Genomic DNA, 22585 nt, shown 5'->3' on the forward strand with positions numbered 1-22585 from the left:
CGCGAAAGGGTTCAAACAGTCTCGACTACGACAGGAATAGCGGCGAGCTTCGATTGGCGTTCCTCGTGCGTCGCCGGGCGAATCTGCCCGCGCTCCTCGACGAAGCTCACGGTGCTGTCCGCCTGGTCGCTGTTGACGAAATGGCGGAAGCGCTTGCGCGTTTCGGGATCGGTCACCGCCTTCTTCCACTCGCATTCGTAGCTGTCGATCACGCGCTGCATGTCCGCTTCCAGTTCGTCGGCCACGCCCAGGTGATCGTTGACGACCACGTCGATCAGATACTGGAGACCACCTTCCAGGCTTTCACGCCAGACACTGGTGCGTTGCAGGCGGTCGGCGGTGCGCACGTAGAACATCAGAAAACGGTCGATGTAGCGAACCAGCGTTTCACGGTCGAGATCGGACGCGATCAGTTCGGCATGACGGGGCTTCATGCCGCCGTTACCGCATACGTACAGATTCCAGCCCTTGTCGGTCGCGATCACGCCGACGTCCTTGCCCTGCGCTTCCGCGCATTCGCGTGTGCAGCCCGAGACGCCGAACTTGATCTTGTGCGGCGTGCGCAAACCCTTGTAGCGGTTTTCGAGCTCGACCGCGAGGCCGACCGAATCGCCCACGCCGTAGCGGCACCATGTCGAGCCGACGCACGACTTCACCGTGCGCAGCGACTTGCCGTACGCATGGCCAGATTCGAAGCCCGCCTCGATCAACTCTTCCCAAATCAACGGCAACTGTTCGACGCGCGCGCCGAACAGATCGACGCGCTGGCCGCCGGTGATCTTCGTGTAGAGGCCGTATTTCTTCGCGACCTGAGCGACGGCGATCAGGCCGTCGGGTGTGACTTCGCCGCCCGGCATGCGCGGCACGACCGAATAGGTGCCGTCGCGCTGGATGTTCGCGAGGTAGTAGTCGTTGGTGTCCTGTAGCGATGCGTGCTCTTTCTTCAGCACGAATTCGTTCCAGCACGAAGCGAGAATGCTGGCGACGACCGGCTTGCAGATATCGCAGCCGAGTCCGCGGCCATGCTTGCCGAGCAGTTCGCCGAAGCTGCGCACGCCTTCCACACGCACGATGTGATAGAGCTCCTGGCGCGAATACGCAAAGTGCTCGCATACGTGGTTGTTCACGGCGAGGCCCTGCTTCTTCATCTCGGCCTTCATCACCTGAGTGACGAGCGGCACGCAACCGCCGCACGATGTGCCCGCTGTGGTTGCGCATTTGAGCGCGCCGATGTCGGTCGCCCCCGCGCAAACGGCGGCGCACAGGTCGCCCTTCGACACGTTGTTGCACGAGCAGATCTGCGCGGTGTCCGGCAACGCGTCGACGCCGAGTCCCGGCTTCGCCTTACCGTCGCTTTGCGGCAGGATCAGGAATTCGGGCGCCTCTGGGAGTTCGATCCGGTTCAGCATCATCTGCAACAGCGTGCCGTATTCGCTCGCGTCGCCGACCATCACGCCGCCCAGCAGGTATTTGCCGCAACCGGAGATCACGAGCTTCTTGTAGACCTGCTTGCGCTCGTCGCTGAACTGATAGGCGCGACTGCCCGGAGTCGTGCCATGCGCATCGCCGATGCTCGCCACATCCACGCCCATCAGCTTGAGTTTGGTGCTCATGTCGGCGCCCGCGAATTCGGCCTGCTCGCCGAGCAGTTGCTTTGCCACCGTGCGCGCCATGTCGTAGCCCGGCGCGACGAGGCCGAACAACTGGCCGTTCCACAGCGCGCATTCGCCGATTGCGTAGATGTGCGGATCGCTTGTGCGGCACGCGTTGTCGATCACGATGCCGCCGCGCGCGCCGAGCGTCAGACCGCTTTCGCGCGCGAGATCGTCGCGCGGACGAATGCCCGCGGAGAACACGATCATGTCGGTGTCGAGATGCGTGCCGTCCGCGAACTGCATACGGTGCGTGCCCTCTTCGCCGTCGACGATTGCCGTGGTGTTCTTCTGCGTGTGCACCGTCACGCCAAGTTCCTCGATCTTCGTGCGCAGCACGCGCCCACCGCCTTCGTCGACCTGCACCGCCATCAGACGCGGCGCGAATTCGACCACATGTGTTTGCAGGCCCATGTCGCGCAAGGCCTTCGCGCATTCGAGCCCGAGCAGCCCGCCGCCGACCACCGTGCCGGTCTTCGAGCGCGCGCCGCATTCCTGCATCGCTTCGAGATCGTCGATGGTTCGATAGACGAAGCAATCGGCGCGCTCGCGCCCCGGCACTGGCGGCACGAACGGATATGAGCCGGTCGCGAAGACGAGCTTGTCGTAGGGCAGCGTCTCGCCGGTCGAGACGGTCACGGTGCGCGCATCCCGGTCGATCGCGACAGCCTTTGCGTTGAGCTTGAGCAGCACGTTCTGGCGCTCGAAGAAGCCCGGTTCGACGAGCGAGAGGTCGTCCGCCGTTTTGCCCGAAAAGAATTCGGAGAGGTGTACGCGGTCGTACGCCGGACGCGATTCTTCGCACAGCACCGTGATGTCGAGGCCGTGCGCAGCGTCTTGCGCCAGACACTCGACCAGTTTGTGACCGACCATCCCGTGACCGATAACGATGATTTTCATGACCGCGGCTTCCTCAATGTGCTGGGCTTCGGTCGCCGCCATGCCGTCATCGGCAAAGCGGCGCCGGAAATAAAAACGGCGTCCCGCGAACCCAGTCGATGACTGAATCCGGGGGACGCCGTTGTCCTGACCAGGTACTGCGGCAAGCGCTTTGTGTGGCGCTCGCGGCGGATCCACGTTGATCCGATGGCCGCATTAAATGCAAGGGTTGTGCCAATCGCGGTCAATGCGCGCGTGCGCCGCGCAGCGCGGGGCTTTGCGGACAATTGCGCGTGCCGGCGAGGAGTCACGCGCACGATGCATTTCGATGCAGCCAGCACAGCGATGGTGCGACGCAGCACTTTGCACGTGCCAAAAGCGGGCGTGTTGCCGATGCACGCGGCGGCCATGCGGAGGACCTGATGCTGCGTCCAAGGGCCGCTTGCGATGCGCCGGCGACGCATTGAAGCCCGCATCGTCGGGGCTTTCACTCAAATGGATATGCCTTGCCGGCGATGCACGCGTCGTTCTGGCCTGCTCCTTGCATGAGCTTTACGCGAATCACATTCGCTCTGGCAACGCAGCCGGTGCAAACGACTGCATCACCTCGCGAGGCACAACGCGGTGCCTCGCAAGGCTTCGAAGCAATGAGCGGCAAATCGGCAGCATCGGACAACGGCGTCCCCTCGTGACCATCACGAGCGGACGCCGTTTTTTGTTTTGCGCCGGCGGCAACCAGGCGCCGGCCACACAGGGAAGCTAAAGGACATCGCGATGAACACGAACTCCGGCAAGGTCACGCTACTGAGCGCCGGTCCAGGCGAACTCGATCTGCTCACGCTGCGAGCGGCCAAGGCGCTCGCAGCCGCCGACGTCGTGCTGCTCGACGATCTCGCGAACCCGGAGATCGTCACGCTCGCACCGCAAGCGCGTGTGATTCGCGTCGGCAAGCGTGGCGGCTGCCGCTCGACGCCACAAGCGTTTATCGAACGGCTGATGAGGCGTTACGCGCAAAAGGGCCTGCACGTGGTCCGCGTGAAAGGTGGCGAAGCGCTGCTATTCGGCCGCGCCGGTGAAGAGCTCGCGACTTTGCGCGACGCCTGCATTCCGGTGGAGATCGTCAACGGCATCTCGTCGGGCTTCGCGGCTGCGGCGGGCCTCGGCATCTCGCTCACGCATCGCCGTCATTGCCACGGCGTCACGTTCGTCACGGCGCACACCGAAGATCACGGCGAACCGGATTGGGCCGCGCTCGCGGCGACGCGCACCACGCTTGCCATCTATATGGGGATGCGGCGCATCGGCAGCCTCGCCAGCGCGTTGCTTGCGAGCCTGCCTGCCGATACGCCGGCTGCGGTCGTGCAATGGGCCGGTAGTGTCAATGAGCGGCGCCTCGTGACGCGCCTCGACCGGCTCGCGGCCGACGCCGCGGATGCGGGCTTCGGCAGTCCCGCGGTCATTCTGATCGGCAACGCGATCGGTGAAAGTATGCAGACAGGTTGGGTGCAAGACGCGGCATCGCGCGATGATGCGGCACATGCTCGCGCCGCGTGAAGCCGGTGCGCTTCGCTTCAGCGGCTTCAATTCGGCGGCTTAATTTCAGCGGCTTCAATTCGGCACCACCGCGCCGATAGACAACGCGTCCGTTGCAACCATTGCTCGCACAGCAGCTAGTCGCCGAAGCTCAGTTCCGCTTCGACCGTTTGACCGACGCGCAGCCATGCGCCCGCCCCGCTCGTCACGAGCGCGTTGTTGCCGAACGTGATCGCGCCGTCGCGCTGCGGGTTCGCGCGATAGACACTCATTGTGTCGGTCGGTTCGTTCGGCCATTCGGGATCGCGCTCGCCCTTCGCCTGGTCGATGGTCGGCATCGGGCAGCGCGCGCATAGTTTGACGAGGCGCAGTTCGACACCTTCTGCGCTGTCCGCTGTGGCATCGCTGATGGCGAGCGTCTCCACATAGTCTTCTTCGTAGGCATCGAGCCCGCTCAACACGATGTTCGGACGAAAGCGGTCGATCGGAATCGACGGTGCGCCTTTCGCATTCAGCCGCGTATTGAGATCGTCGAGCGAGGCCTGGCTAATGACGAGCAGCGGGAAGCCGTCGGCGAAATGCGTCGTGGCGCCGCCCACGCTCTCCGTATAAGCCGGATCGACAATGCGCTCACGCTCCGGGTCGAAACGCAACAGCCGCACCGGCACGCCGAGAAAAGTGGAGAACCATGTCGCGCATTCTTCGCCGGTGTCGAGCCCAAAGGCCGCGTCGCGCCAGACCTTCGTCGCAACCTTGGGCCGCGTGTCGAGTTCCGCGGCATCGAGTGGCGTACGCAACTCGCTCATGCCGGGCGCGCGGATCACCAGTTCCTGTGCGCCAATCTCCACCTTGATCAGCGCCATGCGTGGGTACGCGCGTTGCGTGAGCATCGCGCCATTCGAATCGACGGCCATCCAGTAGCGGTCGTATTCGAGACCGGTCGACAAAACGCGCGCCTCGTTTAACGCGATGCCCGCGCAAGATTTGATCGGATAGACAAAAAGCTCGCTGATGCTTGGCATGATGTGGGGCGTGGGCGTTGGATGCGCGAGCGCCGGACCACGCGCTCGCTCGTTTTTATATGGCAAGTCTTGAATCAAGGCTCGATTGTAAATCGGTTCGGCACTTGAGCGTTTCAACAGCCCTGCTGTGCGTCAGTTTGTGGCCGCCTGTTTCGGGTAATCCCGCATGCCGCGGTTCGCGATGCGCCGCTCGACGCGGGCCATTGCAGGTGGTCACTGCTGGCGCCCGTTTCTTCACATCGCTCTTGGACGTAGAATCCCCAATCAAGCTGATTCGCGACGGACGTGCCGCGGACGATCACCTTTCGCGGTCCCTGCACGTCGCATCCCTACAATGAACGAGACAGGAAATTGATTATGCTGAGCAAACCCGTGCTGACCATTGCCGAAACGACCCGCATCCTCGAAGCCGCGCGCACGGAAGCCGAGAAAAACAAGTGGGCCGTCGCAATCGTCGTGGTCGACGATGGCGGCCACCCGCTCGGCATGCTGCGTCTGGACGGCAGCGCGCCTGCGAGTTCGTACATCGCGACGGAGAAAGCCCGCACGTCGGCGATCGGTCGCCGCGAAACCAAGGTATACGAGGACATGATCAACAACGGCCGCACCGCGTTTCTCAGCGCGCCGCTGCAAGGTACGCTGGAAGGCGGCGTGCCGGTGATCGTCGAAGGTCAGGTGATCGGCGCGGTCGGCGTATCGGGCGTGAAGTCCGATCAGGACGCGCAGATCGCGAAGGCCGGTATTCAGGCGCTCGGCGTCTGAGTCTGCATTGGCGATGGCGTTAGCGATCGCCAACGCGAGCGCAATCACGAATGCCGCGTGATTGCGTGGCCCTTGAACCCGAAATGCAACACCCGAAAGAAGCTTGTCGTGGCAGTAGCCCCAACGCGGGCCGATGCCCCACACATCGGCCCCACTCAGACAGATGGAGCAGTCGATGACTCAGATGAACCCGCGCGGCGGATTGCAGGTCGCCGCCAACCTCGACCAGTTCGTCGAAACCGAAGCCCTGCCCGGCACCGGAATCGACAGCGCCGCATTCTGGTCGGGTTTCGACGCCCTCGTGCACGAGCTGGCGCCCAAAAACCGTGCGCTGCTCGCCGAGCGCGACCGCCTGCAAACGGAACTGGACAACTGGCATCGCGCCAATCCGGGCCCGGTGCGCGACTTGCGCGCCTATCGTGCGTTTCTTGAAGGCATCGGCTATATCGTGCCGGCGCCGGCGAGCGTGAAGGCCACGACCGATCAGGTCGACACCGAAATCGCCGAACAGGCAGGCCCGCAACTGGTCGTGCCGCTGTCGAATCAGCGCTATGCGCTGAACGCGGCGAACGCGCGCTGGGGCAGTCTGTACGACGCGCTGTACGGCACGGACGCAATTGCCGACACCAACGGCGCCGAAAGGCAAAAAACCTTCAACCCGGTGCGCGGCGCCGCGGTGATCGCCTATGCGCGCAAGTTTCTCGACGAAGCCGCGCCGCTCGCAAACGGCTCGCATGCCGATGCAATGCGCTATAGCGTGGAAGGCGGCAAACTCGTCGTCGCGCTGAAGACTGGCACGAGCGAACTCAGGACACCCGCGCAATTCGTCGGCTATCAGGGCGAGGTGAACGCGCCGTCAGCCGTGCTGCTCAAGCACAATGGGCTGCACTTCGAGATCCAGATCGACGCGAACGATTCGATCGGAAAGACCGATGCCGCGCACGTGAAGGACGTGGTGGTCGAAGCGGCGGTGAGCACGATCATCGACTGCGAAGATTCCGTGGCAGCCGTGGATGCGAACGACAAGGTTCAGCTCTATCGCAACTGGCTCGGCCTGATGAACGGCGACCTCACCGAAGAAGTCACGAAGAACGGCAAGACGTTCACGCGCCGTCTGAACGACGACCGTGTGTACGTCGCCGCGAACGGCACGGCGCCGGTCGTGCTGCATGGCCGCTCGCTGCTGTTCATTCGCAACGTCGGTCATTTGATGACCAATCCGGCGGTGCTGACGAAGGACGGCGCCGAGATTCCCGAGGGCATTCTCGACGCTGTGATCACGACGCTGTGTGCGCTGCACGATCGCAAGCACAAGCTGAATTCGCGCACTGGCTCCATCTATATCGTGAAGCCGAAAATGCACGGCCCCGCCGAAGTCGCATTCGCGAGCGAACTGTTTGCGCGCGTCGAAGATCTGCTGAAGCTGCCGCGCAACACGATCAAGATGGGCATCATGGACGAGGAGCGCCGCACGAGCGTGAATCTGCTCGCGTGTATCGCCGAGGCATCGGAACGTGTCGCCTTCATCAACACGGGCTTTCTCGACCGCACCGGCGACGAAATGCATAGCGCGATGGAAGCCGGCCCGATGATGCGCAAGGGCGACATGAAGTCGAGCGCATGGATTGCCGCCTATGAACGCAGCAATGTGCTCGTCGGTTTGCACGCGGGCCTGCGGGGCCGCTCGCAGATCGGCAAGGGCATGTGGGCGATGCCCGATTTGATGCACGCGATGCTCGAACAGAAAATCGTGCATCCGAAGGCCGGCGCGAACACTGCGTGGGTGCCCTCGCCCACCGCCGCGACGCTGCATGCGCTGCATTATCACCAGGTCGACGTACAGGCAGTTCAGCAGGAACTGGAACGCACCGACTATGCGAAGGTGCGCGACGAACTGCTCGACGGCCTGCTGACGATTCCGGTCGTCGAAACCGCGAAGTGGAGCGACGATGAAATCCGCGCTGAGCTCGACAACAACGCGCAAGGCATTCTCGGCTACGTGGTGCGCTGGATCGACCAGGGCGTGGGCTGCTCGAAGGTGCCCGACATTCACGACGTCGGTCTGATGGAAGACCGCGCGACGCTGCGTATCTCGAGCCAGCACATCGCCAACTGGCTGTATCACGGCGTAGCGACGCGCGAGCAGGTCGAGGAAACCTTCAAGCGCATGGCGAAGATCGTCGACCAGCAGAACGCCGCCGATCCGTATTACAAGCCGATGGCGCCTGCCTTCGACACGATTGCGTTCAAGGCTGCGCAGGCACTTGTGTTCGAAGGGCGCCAGCAGCCGAGCGGCTACACGGAACCGTTGCTGCACAAATTCCGTCTGGAAGTGAAGAAAAATTGAGCTTGATATCAACCGCGCCCCGAACGGATTGAAGTTCTGGCGCGGCAAAAAAAGACGGGCGCCCGCGTGGTCTGCGGCGCCCGTTTTCAATGCACGCGATGTTATGCGCGCTTCTGCGTGATGCTTCGACGTGATGCCTGTATGCGAGCCTGCGTGAACTGCGCGATCGGGGTGGCCGTGGCTCTGTTCAAGCCGCTTCAGCGGTGTACTGCGCCGGCACGCTCTGCGCATCTGCTTGCGGATTTGCCAGCGCGTTTGTCTGCATATAAGCCTGCAGATACGCCTCGAATTCCTCCTTCACCTCCGGATGGCGCAGCGCGAACTCCACCGTCGCCTTCAGATAGCCAAGCTTGCTGCCGCAATCGAAACGCGTGCCGAAGTAGCGATACGCGAGCACCTGCTCCTCGGTGAGCAGCGACTGCACCGCATCGGTCAATTGAAGTTCGCCGCCCGCGCCAGGCTTGAGCGCGCGAATGTGCTTGAAGATGGTCGGCATCAGCACGTAACGGCCCACCACGCCGAGATTCGACGGCGCCTTGTCCGGGGCCGGCTTCTCGACGATGCCCGAGAGCTTGATCACATTGTCTTCCCACTCGCGGCCATCCACGACACCGTACGAACGGCTGTCCTCGCGCGCGATGGTTTCGACGCCGATCACCGAGCTGTGGTAGTGATTGAACGTATCGACGAGCTGGCTCATGACGGGCTTCGAGCTATGCAGCAGGTCGTCGGCGAGAATCACCGCGAACGGACTCTCGCCCACCAGCTTCTCTGCGCACAGCACCGCGTGACCGAGGCCGAGCGCTTCGGCCTGGCGCACGTAGAAACAGTCGACGTTGGCCGGTTTGATGCTGCGCACGAGGTCCAGCAGCTTCTGTTTGTTGCGCGCCTCGAGCTCGGCTTCGATTTCATACGATTTGTCGAAATGATCTTCGATAGCGCGCTTGCTGCGGCCCGTTACGAAGATCATCTCGGTGATGCCGGCGGCAATCGCTTCTTCGACGGCGTACTGAATCAGCGGCTTGTCGACGATAGGCAGCATTTCCTTCGGACTTGCTTTGGTAGCCGGCAGGAATCGTGTCCCGAGGCCCGCTACGGGAAACACGGCTTTGGTGACTTTCAGCATGATAGGCATTCCCAGATCGGTTAGAAATTGGTGTTCGCGGGCATGGCGGCCGCTCAACGTCGCGACAAAGGCTAACAAAAAAGCCACACGAGATCACGCGTGAAATTTCTCAAAAATCGCTTAATAAAATCGATTGATGTGCGTTGCCCCGCATGCCAATAGGACAGGCAACATTTACTTTGAAAAATCGAATTATTTTTAGACGTTTCAGAAAAATTTACTCACGCCGCTTATCGCCGGCTGCCCTCTTGTCGGCTGACAGGCGCCCGGCGCATCAGGCTCTCACGGGCGGGCTTCCTCATTTTCGTCGAGTTGCGGCAGCTTGCCCGAATTAATGCGGTAACGTCGGATCGGCTCATTGCGCAGCGCCTCGCGATAAGCGGAGGCGGCGACGAGGATCAGTAGTACGGCGATGCCGGCAAGCAAATGCAGGTTCATGACTTCACCTCTCATCAGGAGAATCCGTGCTGCAAATTAGCACGACAAAAGCGATAAATAATTGTTCGCTTCATCTGCTGGTGCGCAATTACAATTGGTCACAAAACGGACTTTCAAAAGAAATCGCCATTGATTTTTTATCCATTTTTTGCGCGCACAGTGCACTAGCATGTGATGCACTGCGCGCGGACGGCGCGCGAATCCGCCTTGCACCACTTCGAATAAAGGACCGCGCATGAGCGACTCAGCACTGGATGCCGCCGGCTCATCCCTGCCCCTCTCTCCAACTCGTACGCCCGCCGTGCCGCGCGCGCAAAGCGACGCACGCGCCGACAGTGCCGGCAAGGAGCATGTGATCGACGCAATGCGAGGCTTTGCCGCGCTGCTCGTCGCGTATTTTCACTGCCGCCAGATCGAATGGGTCGGCATGCAGGCTTTTCATCAGAACGCGGGGCATTCATTGGGCCTGAATACGATTGCTGCTTATCTGACGTTCCCGATTGCATGGGGATCGGCGGGCGTGCCGATTTTCTTCGTTATCAGCGGCTACTGCATTCATCGTAGCGGCGCACTACGGCTCGCTAACGATCCGGCTTACAGGCTCGCCGCAGGCAATTTCTGGGTGCGCCGCTTTACGCGCATCTATCCGGTACTGCTCGCGGCATTGCTGCTGACACTCGCACTCGACTGGTTCAGTCTGCAACTGCCGCCGGTGAGCCACAAGATTCGCGAGATCGGCGTAGAGGCGTTTCTCGTTAATCTCTTTTCGCTGCAAGGGGTGGCCGGCAAGACATATGGATCGAACGGCGCGCTATGGACGCTTTCGCTCGAAGTGCAGTTCTATGCGATCTATCCGCTGCTTTTTGCACTGCGTCGACGTATCGGCATGACGTCCGTGCTCGCGATCGTCGCCGTGGTCAATGTCGTTTCGGCGTATGTGCTGGAACGGCATGACATTCAGTTCTTCACGTCGTACTGGTTTTCGTGGACGCTTGGCGCGTGGATTGCCGATGCGAAAGCCCGGACTGCGCCGCGAACGCAATCGTCGCGTTGGCTCTATGCACTTGCCGCGGCATTCATCGCGCTTGGCTGCGCGGCGTTTCACTTCGGCCAGTACGGCGCGTTCCAGCTGTGGGCGATCGGGTTTGCTTTCTATCTCTACAATGCGCTCGAGCGCGGCAACGGCGACCAGCGCGACGGTTGGGGCTTGCGGCTTCTGTGGCGTTTCGGCGACTTCAGTTTCTCGCTGTACCTGATCCATCTGCCGATCTTCGTGCTGCTTTCGTCGCTGCTGTACCGCTCGTCGTTGCAGATGTCGATCTGGCCGTCCTTCGGCTATATGCTGGTGGCCGTGCCGGCCGCGTATGTGTTCTATCGGCTCGTCGAACTGCCGGCGATGAAGTGGTCGGGCAGTTTCAAGCCGAAAAGCGCGCTCAGGTAATAGCGATAAAAAAACGGAGCGAACGTCCATGACGTTCGCTCCGCTGCGCCAAACGACAGGAACCGGCCGAGTCCAGCTTACCCGGGTCAATTATTTCTCGTGTGACCGGCGTTTCTCGCTACGCTTTTCAACCGGGTTCTCAGCAGCATGCATCTTTGCCCTAACTCGGCGGCTCAGGCGCGGCCCTTCGAACCGCGCACTTCACGCGCGAGCAGCCTTGCCACGACCCGCCACACGCTTCAGGATCCGCTCGACGCTTTCGACATAGTTCGCCGTACCAAACCGGTTCAGCGCCGTCCTGTAGCCGTTTTTGACGAGCTTAATGCGCAGTTCGTCGTTCGAGCGCAGTTCGGCTAGCGCGTCGGCCAAGGCATGCGCATCGCCAGGCGTGCACAGCACGCCGTTCTCGTAGTCGTCGATAATTTCTAGCACGCCACCCGCGCGCGCGGCCACCACCGGCCGCTGCGCGAGCATCCCTTCGACGATCACGCGGCCGAATGGCTCGGGCGTGATCGACGTATGCACGACCGCGTCGACCGCGCACATGCAGGCGGGAATATCGTGCTGAAAGCCGAGAAAATGTACACGCCCGCCGAGATCGTGCGCGGCGACGAACGCATGCAGTTCGATCTCGTACTGGTCCTCGCCGAAGAGCGGCGCGCCGACCAGCACCGCGTGCATGTGCGGATTGAGCACCAGCGCCTGCAGCAGCACGTGCTGCCCTTTCCAGCGCGCGAGGCGGCTGAACGAGCCCACCAGGAATGCATCGTTCGGCAGGTTCAGCCGCTCGCGCAGCACGGCTTGCGGCGTGTCGCGCAATGCGTCGAACGGCGCGGCGCAAATGCCGTTGAACACCACGTCGACGCGTTTTTCGTCGAAATGCGTGAGGTCGGCGAACGCGCGCGCCGATGCGGCCGAATTGGCGATCACGTGCGTTAGGCCGAGCCGTGCGCACCATTTGATGATCGCGAGCTGCTTGCCGCCGAAATGCTCGGGACTCACGATGTCGCGCAGATGCCAGACCACCGGCCGCCTCGCGAGCTTGCCGGCGACCGCTCCAATCACCATCGCGCGCTGGGTGTTCGCATAGATCACCTGCGCATTGCGCGCGCGTCTGGCCGTCGCGCGAACGAGCGACATCAAGCCCTTCAACGCCTGGCCCTTCGGCAACGAACCGCCCTGCTTGCGCACATTGCGCAGTGCGCCCGCGTCGAGCACCTCGACACTGACACCCGCTTCGTCGAGCGCCGCGCGGAACGGGCCGTCGTCGAACAGCACGACTTCAATGCGCGAGCGCAAGGCTTTCACGATTTCGAGCAGCGACAGCTCCGCACCGCCGAGCACGCCGCTTTGATCGACGGCGAGAATGCGCGGCGTGTTTGCGGCAAGCTCCGCTTTATACGGCACGTACGGAGGGAGTGTCGCGTTGCGCAGCGCCGGCACCGAAGCCCCCACATGCGCGAAAAAGCGTTCGCGGAAGTTCGCCTCTGAAAAACGCTCTGCGTTCGCACGGCAGTCGATTGGCGAAAAACGCTTCACGTGTCCGTCGAAACGCTCGAGGGCGGCGATGATCGACTCCGCACTCTGCTCGTCGAAGAACATGCCGGTGGGACGCGACTCCGACAGGTCGCGCACCGTTTCGAGCGCACCGCCCTTGCCATACGCGATGACAGGCGTGCCGCAGGCCTGCGCCTCGACCACCGAGATGCCGAAGTCTTCCTCCGCGGCAAACACGAAAGCCTTCGCGCGGCTCATCCGGTCCTTCAGCACGTTAAACGGCTGATAACCCATGATTTCTACGTTCGGCCCGGCCTTCGCGCGGATTTTCTGCATGTCGGGACCGTCGCCGATCACAACGAGTTTGCGCTCGGGCATACGCGCAAATGCCTCGACGATCAGATCGATCTTTTTGTACGGCACCATCCGCGAGGCCGTCAGATAAAAATCGTCCTTCTGCGTGCATAGCGTGAAGGCTTCGACGTCGACGGGCGGAAAAATCACCTGCGCATCGCGCTGATAGACCTTCCTGATGCGCCGCGCGATGAAATCGGAGTTGGCGATAAAGCCGTCCACCGAATTCGACGTGCGCGTGTCCCAATTGCGGATGTAATGCAGAATGAGCCGCGCCATTGCGGACTTCGGGCCGCTTGTCAGCTTCGACTGTTGCAGGTACTGGTGCTGCAAATCCCACGCGTAGCGAATCGGCGAATGCACGTAGCTGATATGCACCTGATCCGGCCCGGTGAGAATGCCCTTGGCCACCGCGTGGCTGCTGGAGATCACCACGTCGTAAGCGGACACGTCCAGTTGTTCGATTGCGAGCGGCATTAACGGCAGATAGGTGCGGTACTTGGTGCGCGCGAGCGGCAGCTTCTGAATGAACGACGTGGTAACGGGCTTGCCGCGCAAAAAGCTGCGGTCGTCGAGAAAGTCGACGAGACTGAACAGGTCCGCGTCCGGGAAGCACGCCACGATCTGTTCGAGCACCTTCTCCGCGCCCGCATAGGTAACGAGCCAGTCGTGCACGATGGCCACGCGCACGGGTTTATCGCCGCGCGATGCGGCACGCGGCGGCGACGCCTCCAACGCCGCAACGGCGGTCGGTTCGGCCTGGGCGCTGCGCGTTGGAACTTGCAGCACGGCTTCTTCAAGGACTTCGTGGTTCATGCGCTTTTCCTCGGATTCAGTCGCAACAGCAGTGAACGCGCTAGATCGCGCAAGGCGGGAGTCATCGTGATGGACCAGGCGATGTTCGCGCCGACCATCAATACGCCGGCGACGATCGCCATAGCGAGGCCCGGCAGGAAGCTGGAAAGCCAGAGGCTGGCCAGCAGGAAAGCGAGGTGGGCGAGCATGTCGAGTGCGATCTGTCTCGCCCGGATTGCCGACAGTCTCAACAGCACCACGTAATCGAAGAGCGCGCGGCCGGCCACGGTCACCGCCGCGCCGGTCAGGCCGAAATGCGTGATGCCGAACCACAAAGCCCCTGCAAACAAGGGCAATTCGAACAGGCCCACGCGCGCGGCGGTGGCAGGATTGACCTGCGACTGGATCAAAATTCGCGTGACGTTGGCCTGGCCCACGAGCCATACCGCGACGATCATGATGCGTCCCACGGGTGCCGCGACGGTCGCGATTTCATTGCCGACCCAAAGATGCAGGAACGGTTCGAGCACGAGCATCGCGATTAACGCGACCGGCGTGAACACGCCGTTGAGAAATTCGAGCGACTGTTGCGTGATGGTGTCGGCGTCCGCACGGCCCACGGCGGACAGCCGTGGAAACAGCGTGCGCACCATCGCCGTGGGCACGATGTTCAAACGCGTGACGAGGTTTTGCGGCACCGTGTAATACGTGACGAAGCGCGCGCCGAGACTCGTGCCGAGCATCACACGGTCGAGCGATTCGGCGATCATGTTGGTGACGCTCGCAATCAGCATCCAGCCGCCGAAGTTGAAGAGTCCCTTCGCGACGCCGAGTTGCGGCGGCAGAATACTGCGTATTTCAAGCACTTTTAACGCGGACCGGCCAAGCAGGATCGCAGCGAGGATGCGTGCGAACACCGCGGCCGCCAGCACATTCTGCAAATTCGCGCCGAGCCACAGCGCTGCGCCGAGCGGCAATAGCTGGAACAGGAATGTGCCGATCGTCTGATTCGTGTTGTAGATGCCGAAGCGTTCAGCGCCGTTGATTGCGCCCGCGAATACCCACGAGACGTTAGCAATGGGAATCGCCACCGCGAGCCACGGCAGCGCCATGTACACCTCATGCTGCAGTTCCGGCGAAACCTTCGTGAAATACGCGGTGTACAGGAACGCGCCGAAATAGATGATCAGCCCGCCGATCACACCGGTCGCGAGATTGAGCCAGGTCGCGCTCCAGAACACGCGCGCGCTTTCGCTCTTGTCGCCCGACGCGCGCGCCTTCGAGATGTGATTCTGCGCGGCCATGCTCATGCCGAGATCGAGAATTCCGAAGTAGCCGATCAGCGTCCACACGAGGCTGATCACGCCATAGCGCTCGACGCCGAGCAGCCTGATATACGACGGCACGGTGACGAGCGAGACGAAAGTCGGCAGCACGAGACCGAAGAAATTGATCGCTACGTTCTTGAGAATGCCTTTGTCCATCGGATGCCCTGGGTTCGACTACGATTGCCTGTTTTCTCTGTCATGCGTGGTGTTGCCGACGAGCCGTCAAGGTTTCCAGCGGTACATCAGCACCTTGCCGCGCGCGTCTTCCTCGACGAATATCAGGTACTCGCCGTTGCCGCGCTTCGCAGCGCTGATGCCGTTCGGCACATCGACCCAGCCGGACGCTCCGCCCACTTCGGGTCCGGGCCGGATCACGCCGAGTTCGCGGCCGCTGTCCTTGTCCCACACGTGCACCGCGCCCACCGGTTCCACGCCGAAGATGTATCGCCCCTCGACCGTGAGGCCGATGATCGTCGCGATGGGTTTGCTCTGTGTCTGCCACGGCAGCGCGATCGAATAGCGCTGCACCGGCTTGCCGCTCGACCATTTGTCGTAGCGCACCAGCACGCGGCCCACTTCCTTCCAGAAGCCGCGATCGACCGGCGTGTCGGGCGTATAACCGCTCACATACATCGTGTCGGTGTCGGGCTCGTAGATCGCGCGATGCAGTTCGGTAAACGGTTGCGGCACCGGGTACTGCGTGAGGTCCGAATACGAATAGACGGGGTTGCCCTTCGAATCCAGACCGCCGAAGCGGAAGCGGTAAATGCCCTTGGTATCGCGCGTGCGCCAGATGTCGCCGGCGGTATCGACCCACCATCCCCAGCCGCCCGCGAGCTTCGTGCCGCTCGTATTGAGTGCGAATTCGTCGGTATTGAATTTGCCGTCGCCATTCGCGTCGCGCCAGATCCAGTCGCCGCCTGGCGGTGCATTCGGCACTTTGGCGACCGCGCGCTCGCGGCCCGCGATAAAGCCCGATGGAATCGCCGTTTCGCCATCGCGTTGCGGATCGAAGCGATAGATCTTCAAATGGTCCGCATACATGTCCGTCAGATACAGGAACGTGTGACCCTTCAACTTGCGGACGATCGGCAAGCCCGGATACTGGTCGGTGTGAAAAACCGGATCGTCCGGATATCTGAATCGGTTAGACAGGAATCCGACATATTTCCAGTCCTGTCCCGCGGGCTTCGACAAATCGAGCTCGAAGCGTTTGTTGCCCGTATACACGCTGTCGGGCCGCGACGGATCGATCCACGCGCCGTCGACGAAAAGCAGTCCCTGCACGAGCCAGTTCTGCTTGCCGTCAGGCGCGTAGCTCTCGAGCGTCGCGCCAAGACCGGCGCCGATCGGCTCATAACGCGGGCCGATGCCGTTGGTCGATACGTAGACGTTGCCGCGCGCATCCACGCCCACGCCTGTGAGTCCATTGAAACGCTGCGGTCCCGGTCTTCCGGCGACGCCGCTGAAAATGCCGCCGCGCTCGCCCAGCGAGCCGGATTGCTCGTAGCGGCCATTGGTCTTGCTGAAGAACAGCACCTGCTGACGCGGGCCGTTATCGGCGATCAGAACGCGGCCTTTCGCATCGACGGCGATGTCGACCGCGAGCGTACCGGCGGGCAGTTCAAAGTTCTCGTCGATACGCTTGCCGCCCGGCGTGTAGTGCTCGACATGCGCTGCGCGGTCGTTGCGCGTACCGCTCAGCAGCCACAGCGTGCCGTCGGGCGCAAGCGCGATGCGGCCAGGCTCGTGCACGCTCCACGTGGCTTTCTGCTGCATCGACTCGGCGTCGTACACCTCGATGCGATCGCGCGCCGTGTTGGCCGCGTAGAGCGTGGTGTCGCTCGCCGCAAGTCCGCCGATCTCGGCGCTCGTGCCGGTCGGCACTTCGTTCATCATCAGGAAGCCGGCCGCGAGTTGCGCATGCGGGTCGGCAGCTTTCGCAGCGGGCTGAAACGGTGCCGCGCGCTTTGGATCGGCGATCTGCCGGCGCGAAATGCCGAACCACTGCTTGCCCTTTGCCGGCCATACGCCCTGCTCGACCAGCCGGCCTTTTTCATTGCCGACTGCGATCGCGACGAACGCATACTTGCGATTGATCGCAATTGCGTTGCCGCCGCTATTGCCCCAGCCATGCGTGCCGCCCGCGAAGCCGAGCATCTTGCCGTTTTGGTAAACACTCGCTTCCGCGCCGCTTTCGTCCCACGGCGCATTCGTATAGACCTTGCCGTCGGGCGCGACGGCAATCGCGGTGATGTTGATCTGCGTCCACGTGCCGTCGCCGAAGCCAAACGTATTGCCGATCCATGATGTCTTCGCGTCCAACGCCGTTTCCGCGCGAGCCGTGAAACTGGCCGATGCTGCAGCCAATCCGACGACGCACGCGAATACCGCGAGCCAGCTTTTGAACGTGAAACGGGGCAAGGTATTTCCTCCAGTCGATGCGAATCGGCGCTTTGACAGAACGGTGCTGTAAACGGTGCTGCAAACGGTGCGGCGAATAGGCAAGCACGCACGCGCAAGCGTCGTTGCAAGCGCCATCCGCGGACGTAGGCCGCTATCGGCACGCACAGGCGCTCAATGAACGTGACGGCTTCATCCAGAAGTTGCTGTGAGAGACGACGCCGGAATACACGGGCGCCCGCTCCTGCTACGCGGGTCAATGCGGCGGCATGCCGCGTCGAAGGAATGCGGCGCACGCGCAGTCCCTGGTCGCCCCATCCGCACGGCTCACATTACGCGTAAAAAACGCCGCGATGAAAATCGAAAATAATTCAAAAATATTCGATCCTTTAAACGGCACAAAAGAAATCGATTTAAAAATCGATTAAAAGGAAATTTGTTTGTCTTGTGCGGAGAACGGTGCATGCGTGCACCGCTCGCGCCCATTTTTTACCGCGCCGGTTGATGCTGCTGATATTTTCAGCACCGATTGGGGCTCGCGTCATGAACGCGACACAAGTACAACATAAGTAAAGCGCAAGCACAAAAGCCTCGCGAATATGCATAACGAAACACGCTGTTGCAATCTGATTCATTTATCCATTTCATTCCCGTTTTTTCGCGATTTTATTTTGCCTAGAATCGATTGCACTCTGGTCGCGGCCATTGCGGGCGCGACTCGCGTCCTGCAATTCCTCGCAGTTCCTCGCGGCTCTTCCGCTTCACACCACGGACGGTTCATGACTGCTAGCGCACTGCCCACAGCGCCTTCTCATTCACGCCGCATCGTGCAGCTCGACGGCTTGCGCGCGATCGCCGTGCTCGCGGTGTTCGCGCAGCACGCATTGAAAGCGCCGCTGTGGATGGGCGTCGATCTGTTTTTCGTTCTCAGCGGCTTTCTGATTACCGGCATCCTGCTCGAACGCAAGGCGCGCGAGCAGTCGTATTTCGGCTACTTCTACGCACGTCGCGCGCGGCGCATCCTGCCGCCTTATCTGTTGCTGATGGTGGTGTCGTCGATCCTGTTCGGCTTCGGCTGGGCGCAGCACTGGCAGTGGTACGCGTTCTTCGCAACCAATATCGGCGATGCGCTGAATCAGAGCGGACACGACAGCCTCAATGTGCTGTGGTCGCTCGCGGTCGAAGAGCAGTTTTATATTGTCTGGCCGTTCGTGATCCTGCTCGTGCCCGAGCGTGTGCTCGCATGGGTCGCCGCCGCGTTGATCCTGCTCGTGCCGGTGCTGCGCGCAGTGGCCACGCCGTGGTTCGATTCGTTCTGGCCGATCTATTACCTGACGCCGTTTCGCATGGATTTGCTCGCGGCCGGCGCGCTGCTGGCGGTAGCGGTGCGCCGCGATCGTCACGCGCTCGAACCGTTCAAGGGCGTGGCCGTGCTGGGCGTGATCGCCGCCCTCGCCGCGCTCGCCTGGCTGCATCTGCACTTTCCGCGTTTTCGCGCGGCCAATACGCCGCTGTCGAATGCGGGGCTTTACAGCATTTCGTTGGTGCTTTGCACGTCCGTCGTAGTCATCGCCCTGCAAAGCAAGGGCATCGTCAAACGGCTGCTGTGCAATCCGGTGCTGGTGTACATCGGTACGATCAGCTACACGATCTATCTGATTCATTTGAGCGTGCTCTATGCATTGTGGCCGCTTCAAATGAACCGCTATGTGACGGCCGCGCTCGCGCTCGCGATCACCATCGCGTACGCGAGCCTCACGTGGTTCGGCTTTGAGAAGCGGCTGATCTTCGGTTCGCGCGGCAATTCGCATGCGACGACGGGCGCGGGCGTGGCAAGCGCTGCGCCGCAAGTACCGCACAGCCGCGCATGAGAGGCCGCGCATGGCGCACCGCGCTGCTCGCGCCGCTGGCCGCGTGTGTTCTCACGGCACCGCCTGGCAACGCGCGAGCCGCGCAAGCGCAGATATTGATCGACGCATACGGCGACTCCACCACGCTCGGCATTTCATGCAACGAAGGCCGTTGCGCGCCGCAAGCACAGAACGCCGTGGCCTACCTGCAGGACGAGTTGCAGACGCATCACGGGGACCGTGTGCGCGTGACCAACTATGGCGTGGGCGGCACCATGGCCACGCAACTGCTCGACGGCACGGGCAATCGCCGCGCTGGGCCCACCGCCGGTTTGCCCTGGCGCGAACGGCTCACGGCGTCACCCGCGCGGATCGTGCTGATCAACTACGGCATTAACGAGGTCATGCAGAACCAGACGCCCGAGCAGTTCTACGCAGCGCAAACCGCGCTCGTCAAAACGGCTCGCGCGCTCGGCAAAGAGCCGGTACTGGAGACGTCGAATCCGATGCCCGATAACCGGCTCAATGCGCGGCTCGCCTCGATGGTCGCGATGACGCGCCGCGTGGCCGCCGAGCAGCAGGTCCCGCTGGTCGACCAGTTCACGTACATCAGCAGTCTGCCCGACTGGAAAACCTTGATGTCCGACGGCGCGCATCCGAAGCCGGGCCTGTACCGGCTCAAGGCTGAACAGGATTTTCAGGTCGTCGAACCGCTGGTGCGGCGGCTCCTGGATGGCACGCTCTGAGGTGCTCTTTTTCTTTTACCCATATTGAAGGCAAGCTATGAGCCAACCACGCAAAGCGATCATCACCGGTGTGTCCGGACAGGACGGCGCCTACCTGACCAAGCTGCTGCTCGACAAGGGCTATCAGGTAACAGGCACCTATCGGCGCACGAGTTCCGTGAACTTCTGGCGCATGCGCGAGCTCGGCGTGGTCGATCATCCGAACCTGCGTCTCGTCGAACACGACCTGACGGACCTCGGCTCGACGCTGCGTTTGCTCGAAGGCGCTCAGGCCGACGAACTGTATAACCTCGCCGCGCAAAGTTTCGTGGGCGTGTCGTTCGACCAGCCGGTGACGACCGCCGAGGTGACCGGCATCGGCGCGCTGAATCTGCTCGAAGGCATCCGTATTCTCAATCCGAAGATGCGCTACTACCAGGCGTCGACGTCGGAAATGTTCGGACTCGTGCAAGCCGTGCCGCAGCGCGAAGACACGCCCTTCTATCCGCGTAGCCCGTATGGCGTCGCGAAGCTGTTCGCGCATTGGTCGACGATCAACTATCGCGAGTCGTATGATCTCTTTGCGAGCAGCGGCATTCTGTTCAATCACGAATCGCCGCTACGTGGCCGCGAATTCGTGACGCGCAAGATCACCGACACGGTCGCAAAGATCAAGCTCGGCAAGCACGACGTGCTGGAACTCGGCAATCTGGGCGCGAAACGCGACTGGGGCTTCGCGCTCGAATACGTCGAAGGTATGTGGCGCATGCTGCAAGCCGACGAGCCGGATACCTTCGTGCTTGCGACCGGCCGCACGGAAACCGTCCGCGACTTCGTGCGCATGGCGTTCGCCGCGGCGGGTTATCAGATCGAGTGGACGGGCAAGGAAGAGCGCGAAACGGGTATCGACGTGGCGACCGGCAAGACGCTCGTGCGTGTGAATCCGAAGTTCTACCGGCCGGCTGAAGTGGATCTGCTGATCGGCTGCGCGGACAAGGCGCGCGAGAAACTGGGCTGGCAGGCGCAGACCAATCTCGAACAACTGTGCCACATGATGGTTCATGCGGACATTGGGCGCAATCAGCATCACGAGACGTTTTAATCGTCTGCCGCTCAAGCCTGCATCGCGATGATGCAGTGGCGGCGGCACAAAATTTAGCGTATGACAAAGGCGCCGGCTCTCTTCTACAGGTGCCGGCGCCTTTGTCATTTCCCCTGCAAATTTCAGTGCTCAGTCAATGCACGCCGCCCGCCGCAATCGCCTCGCTATACACCGACGCCACACGTTTCGCGATCACGGAGTTATCGAAGTTCTCACGCGCGTAGCGCCTGCACGCTTCGGCATCAGGCAGTTTTAGCGATCCGCTTAGCGCACCGGCAAGTCCCGCCGCAATTGCTTTCGCGCCGGTCTCCGGCAGCACCAGATCGGGCGATAGCCCCGCGACCGCCTCGGGCAAGCCGCCAACCGGCGTCACCAGCACCGGCGTGCCCGACGCGAGCGACTCGACCGTAATCAAGCCGAAGCCTTCCAGCGCCACTGTCGGCACGACGCTGATATTCGCCGCCCGATACAGCGCTGCGAGATGCTGATCCGGCACGAAGCCCAAGAGCTTCACATTGTCCTGCAAGCCGGCCTCGTCGATGCGCGACTGCAATTCGTCCGCGAGGCGGCCCTTGCCCGCGATCAGCAACAACACATCGGGATGGCTCGGCTTGAGCAGCTTGACCGCGTCGATCAGATCCTCGAGGCCCATGCGCCGCACGAGACGCCGCACTGCCAGCACGATGGGCCGGTCCTGCGGCAGTTGCAGTTTGAGACGGGCCTCGGCGGGCGTAATCGGCAAATTGAATTGTTCGACGTCGACGCAACCCGGCACGACGCGCACACGATCCGGCGAGATGCGATAGCGCGAAGTGAGAATCTTGCCGAACGCCTCCGACAACACGATGAGACGCGACGAACGCGCATAGACCGATTGTTCGAGATAACGCTTCGCGCGCTGGCCGAGCGAATCGGCGCCTTCCACGTGGCTCTCGTCGGCCCACGGTCCCTGAAAATGCGAGACCTGCGGAATGCCGCGCGTCACGTCGAGGCCCGGAAACGTATAGAGCGCGAAGTGGGACGAGATCACGTCTGGACGCGATATGTCGATTTCCTGGCGCAGCGCGCGGCGCGCGGCCATCAGACGCAGCGGCAGCGATTGGCCGGCCGAACCGAAGCCGTTGATCGCGCCGCCGGTATCGGCAGCGACTTTCGGCGAGCCGGCCACGACGCCGCGCACTGCGACGCCCGCGCCCGGCAGCGCGCCGACCAGCGAGTAATACATGCGGTCGAGGCCGCCCGCGCGCTCGGGAAACCAGTGCATCCCGATCTGCAGCGATTTGATTGAGCTTGTGGTCATTGTCATTGCCCCTTTGTATGCGGTGAATTGT

The 22585-nt window shown here is 62.1% G+C and carries 17 protein-coding genes; 9 read left to right on the forward strand and 8 right to left on the reverse strand.

The features are described 5' to 3' along the window. Positions 1-11: 11 nt before the first annotated feature. Complete coding sequence (nirB, locus tag F759_RS0103880; protein ID WP_027798695.1) at positions 12-2552, reverse strand: nitrite reductase large subunit NirB; 2541 nt, start codon at positions 2550-2552, stop codon at positions 12-14. On the opposite strand from nirB, the gene F759_RS44800 reads away from it, so the two are divergent. Both F759_RS44800 and cobA read left to right on the forward strand, forming a co-directional pair. Then, positions 2529-2654: a hypothetical protein gene (locus tag F759_RS44800; protein WP_274533466.1), complete on the forward strand. Its 126-nt coding sequence runs from the start codon at positions 2529-2531 to the stop codon at positions 2652-2654. The two genes, nirB and F759_RS44800, sit on opposite strands and share 24 nt — an antisense overlap. A gap of 651 nt (positions 2655-3305) precedes the next feature. After that, a complete protein-coding gene (gene cobA / locus F759_RS0103895; protein WP_027798698.1) occupies positions 3306-4085 on the forward strand; it encodes a uroporphyrinogen-III C-methyltransferase in 780 nt (259 codons plus the stop codon). 116 nt (positions 4086-4201) lie between these two features. Here cobA and F759_RS0103900 read toward each other — a convergent pair whose 3' ends face one another. Continuing rightward, a complete protein-coding gene (locus F759_RS0103900; protein ID WP_027798699.1) occupies positions 4202-5086 on the reverse strand; it encodes an MOSC domain-containing protein in 885 nt (294 codons plus the stop codon). A gap of 357 nt (positions 5087-5443) precedes the next feature. Between F759_RS0103900 and F759_RS0103905 the strand changes: the two genes are divergently transcribed. Beyond that, positions 5444-5848 (forward strand): GlcG/HbpS family heme-binding protein, encoded by a 405-nt coding sequence (locus F759_RS0103905; protein WP_027798700.1) that lies wholly within the window; start codon positions 5444-5446, stop codon positions 5846-5848. A 175-nt stretch (positions 5849-6023) separates the two neighbouring features. After that, the gene (locus tag F759_RS0103910) at positions 6024-8195 is read left to right on the forward strand and encodes a malate synthase G (protein WP_027798701.1); all 2172 of its coding nucleotides are present in this window, start codon (positions 6024-6026) and stop codon (positions 8193-8195) included. Between the two features lie 187 nt (positions 8196-8382). Here F759_RS0103910 and galU read toward each other — a convergent pair whose 3' ends face one another. Both galU and F759_RS43210 read right to left on the reverse strand, forming a co-directional pair. Continuing rightward, positions 8383-9321 (reverse strand): UTP--glucose-1-phosphate uridylyltransferase GalU, encoded by a 939-nt coding sequence (galU, locus tag F759_RS37220; protein WP_084534206.1) that lies wholly within the window; start codon positions 9319-9321, stop codon positions 8383-8385. 282 nt (positions 9322-9603) lie between these two features. Beyond that, positions 9604-9774 (reverse strand): hypothetical protein, encoded by a 171-nt coding sequence (locus tag F759_RS43210; protein WP_154670901.1) that lies wholly within the window; start codon positions 9772-9774, stop codon positions 9604-9606. A gap of 11 nt (positions 9775-9785) precedes the next feature. Here F759_RS43210 and F759_RS41990 point away from each other — a divergent pair, with 11 nt between their 5' ends. Together F759_RS41990 and F759_RS0103925 are read left to right on the forward strand one after the other, a co-directional pair. Next, positions 9786-9998, forward strand: coding sequence for a hypothetical protein (locus tag F759_RS41990; protein ID WP_152530583.1), 213 nt, complete (start codon positions 9786-9788; stop codon positions 9996-9998). Next, positions 9995-11200 (forward strand): acyltransferase family protein, encoded by a 1206-nt coding sequence (locus F759_RS0103925; protein ID WP_027798702.1) that lies wholly within the window; start codon positions 9995-9997, stop codon positions 11198-11200. The genes F759_RS41990 and F759_RS0103925 overlap by 4 nt, the downstream gene beginning before the upstream one ends. A 201-nt stretch (positions 11201-11401) precedes the next feature. Here F759_RS0103925 and F759_RS0103930 read toward each other — a convergent pair whose 3' ends face one another. The 3 genes from F759_RS0103930 to F759_RS0103940 all read right to left on the reverse strand — a co-directional run bounded on the left by F759_RS0103930 (position 11402) and on the right by F759_RS0103940 (position 17598). Then, positions 11402-13867, reverse strand: a complete 2466-nt coding sequence (locus F759_RS0103930; protein ID WP_027798703.1) for a glycosyltransferase family 4 protein — start codon at positions 13865-13867, stop codon at positions 11402-11404. Then, positions 13864-15330, reverse strand: a complete 1467-nt coding sequence (locus F759_RS0103935) for a flippase (RefSeq protein WP_027798704.1) — start codon at positions 15328-15330, stop codon at positions 13864-13866. The genes F759_RS0103930 and F759_RS0103935 overlap by 4 nt, the downstream gene beginning before the upstream one ends. Positions 15331-15396: 66 nt before the next feature. Further along, entirely contained in the window at positions 15397-17598 is a 2202-nt protein-coding gene (locus F759_RS0103940) for an NHL repeat-containing protein (protein WP_027798705.1), read from the reverse strand. Positions 17599-18356: 758 nt separating this feature from the next. On the opposite strand from F759_RS0103940, the gene F759_RS0103945 reads away from it, so the two are divergent. The 3 genes from F759_RS0103945 to gmd are packed head-to-tail and all read left to right on the forward strand — an operon-like array spanning position 18357 to position 21254. Further along, positions 18357-19448, forward strand: a complete 1092-nt coding sequence (locus F759_RS0103945) for an acyltransferase family protein (protein WP_027798706.1) — start codon at positions 18357-18359, stop codon at positions 19446-19448. Next, positions 19445-20173, forward strand: a complete 729-nt coding sequence (locus F759_RS0103950; RefSeq protein ID WP_027798707.1) for an SGNH/GDSL hydrolase family protein — start codon at positions 19445-19447, stop codon at positions 20171-20173. Before F759_RS0103945 ends, F759_RS0103950 begins: the two co-directional genes overlap by 4 nt. 37 nt (positions 20174-20210) lie before the next feature. Continuing rightward, positions 20211-21254, forward strand: coding sequence for a GDP-mannose 4,6-dehydratase (gmd, locus tag F759_RS0103955; RefSeq protein ID WP_027798708.1), 1044 nt, complete (start codon positions 20211-20213; stop codon positions 21252-21254). A 133-nt stretch (positions 21255-21387) separates the two neighbouring features. Here gmd and F759_RS0103960 read toward each other — a convergent pair whose 3' ends face one another. Then, a complete protein-coding gene (locus F759_RS0103960; protein ID WP_027798709.1) occupies positions 21388-22554 on the reverse strand; it encodes a glycosyltransferase family 4 protein in 1167 nt (388 codons plus the stop codon). Positions 22555-22585: the final 31 nt, after the last annotated feature.

Origin of the sequence: Paraburkholderia dilworthii, assembly GCF_000472525.1 — a bacterium.
Lineage (GTDB): Bacteria > Pseudomonadota > Gammaproteobacteria > Burkholderiales > Burkholderiaceae > Paraburkholderia > Paraburkholderia dilworthii.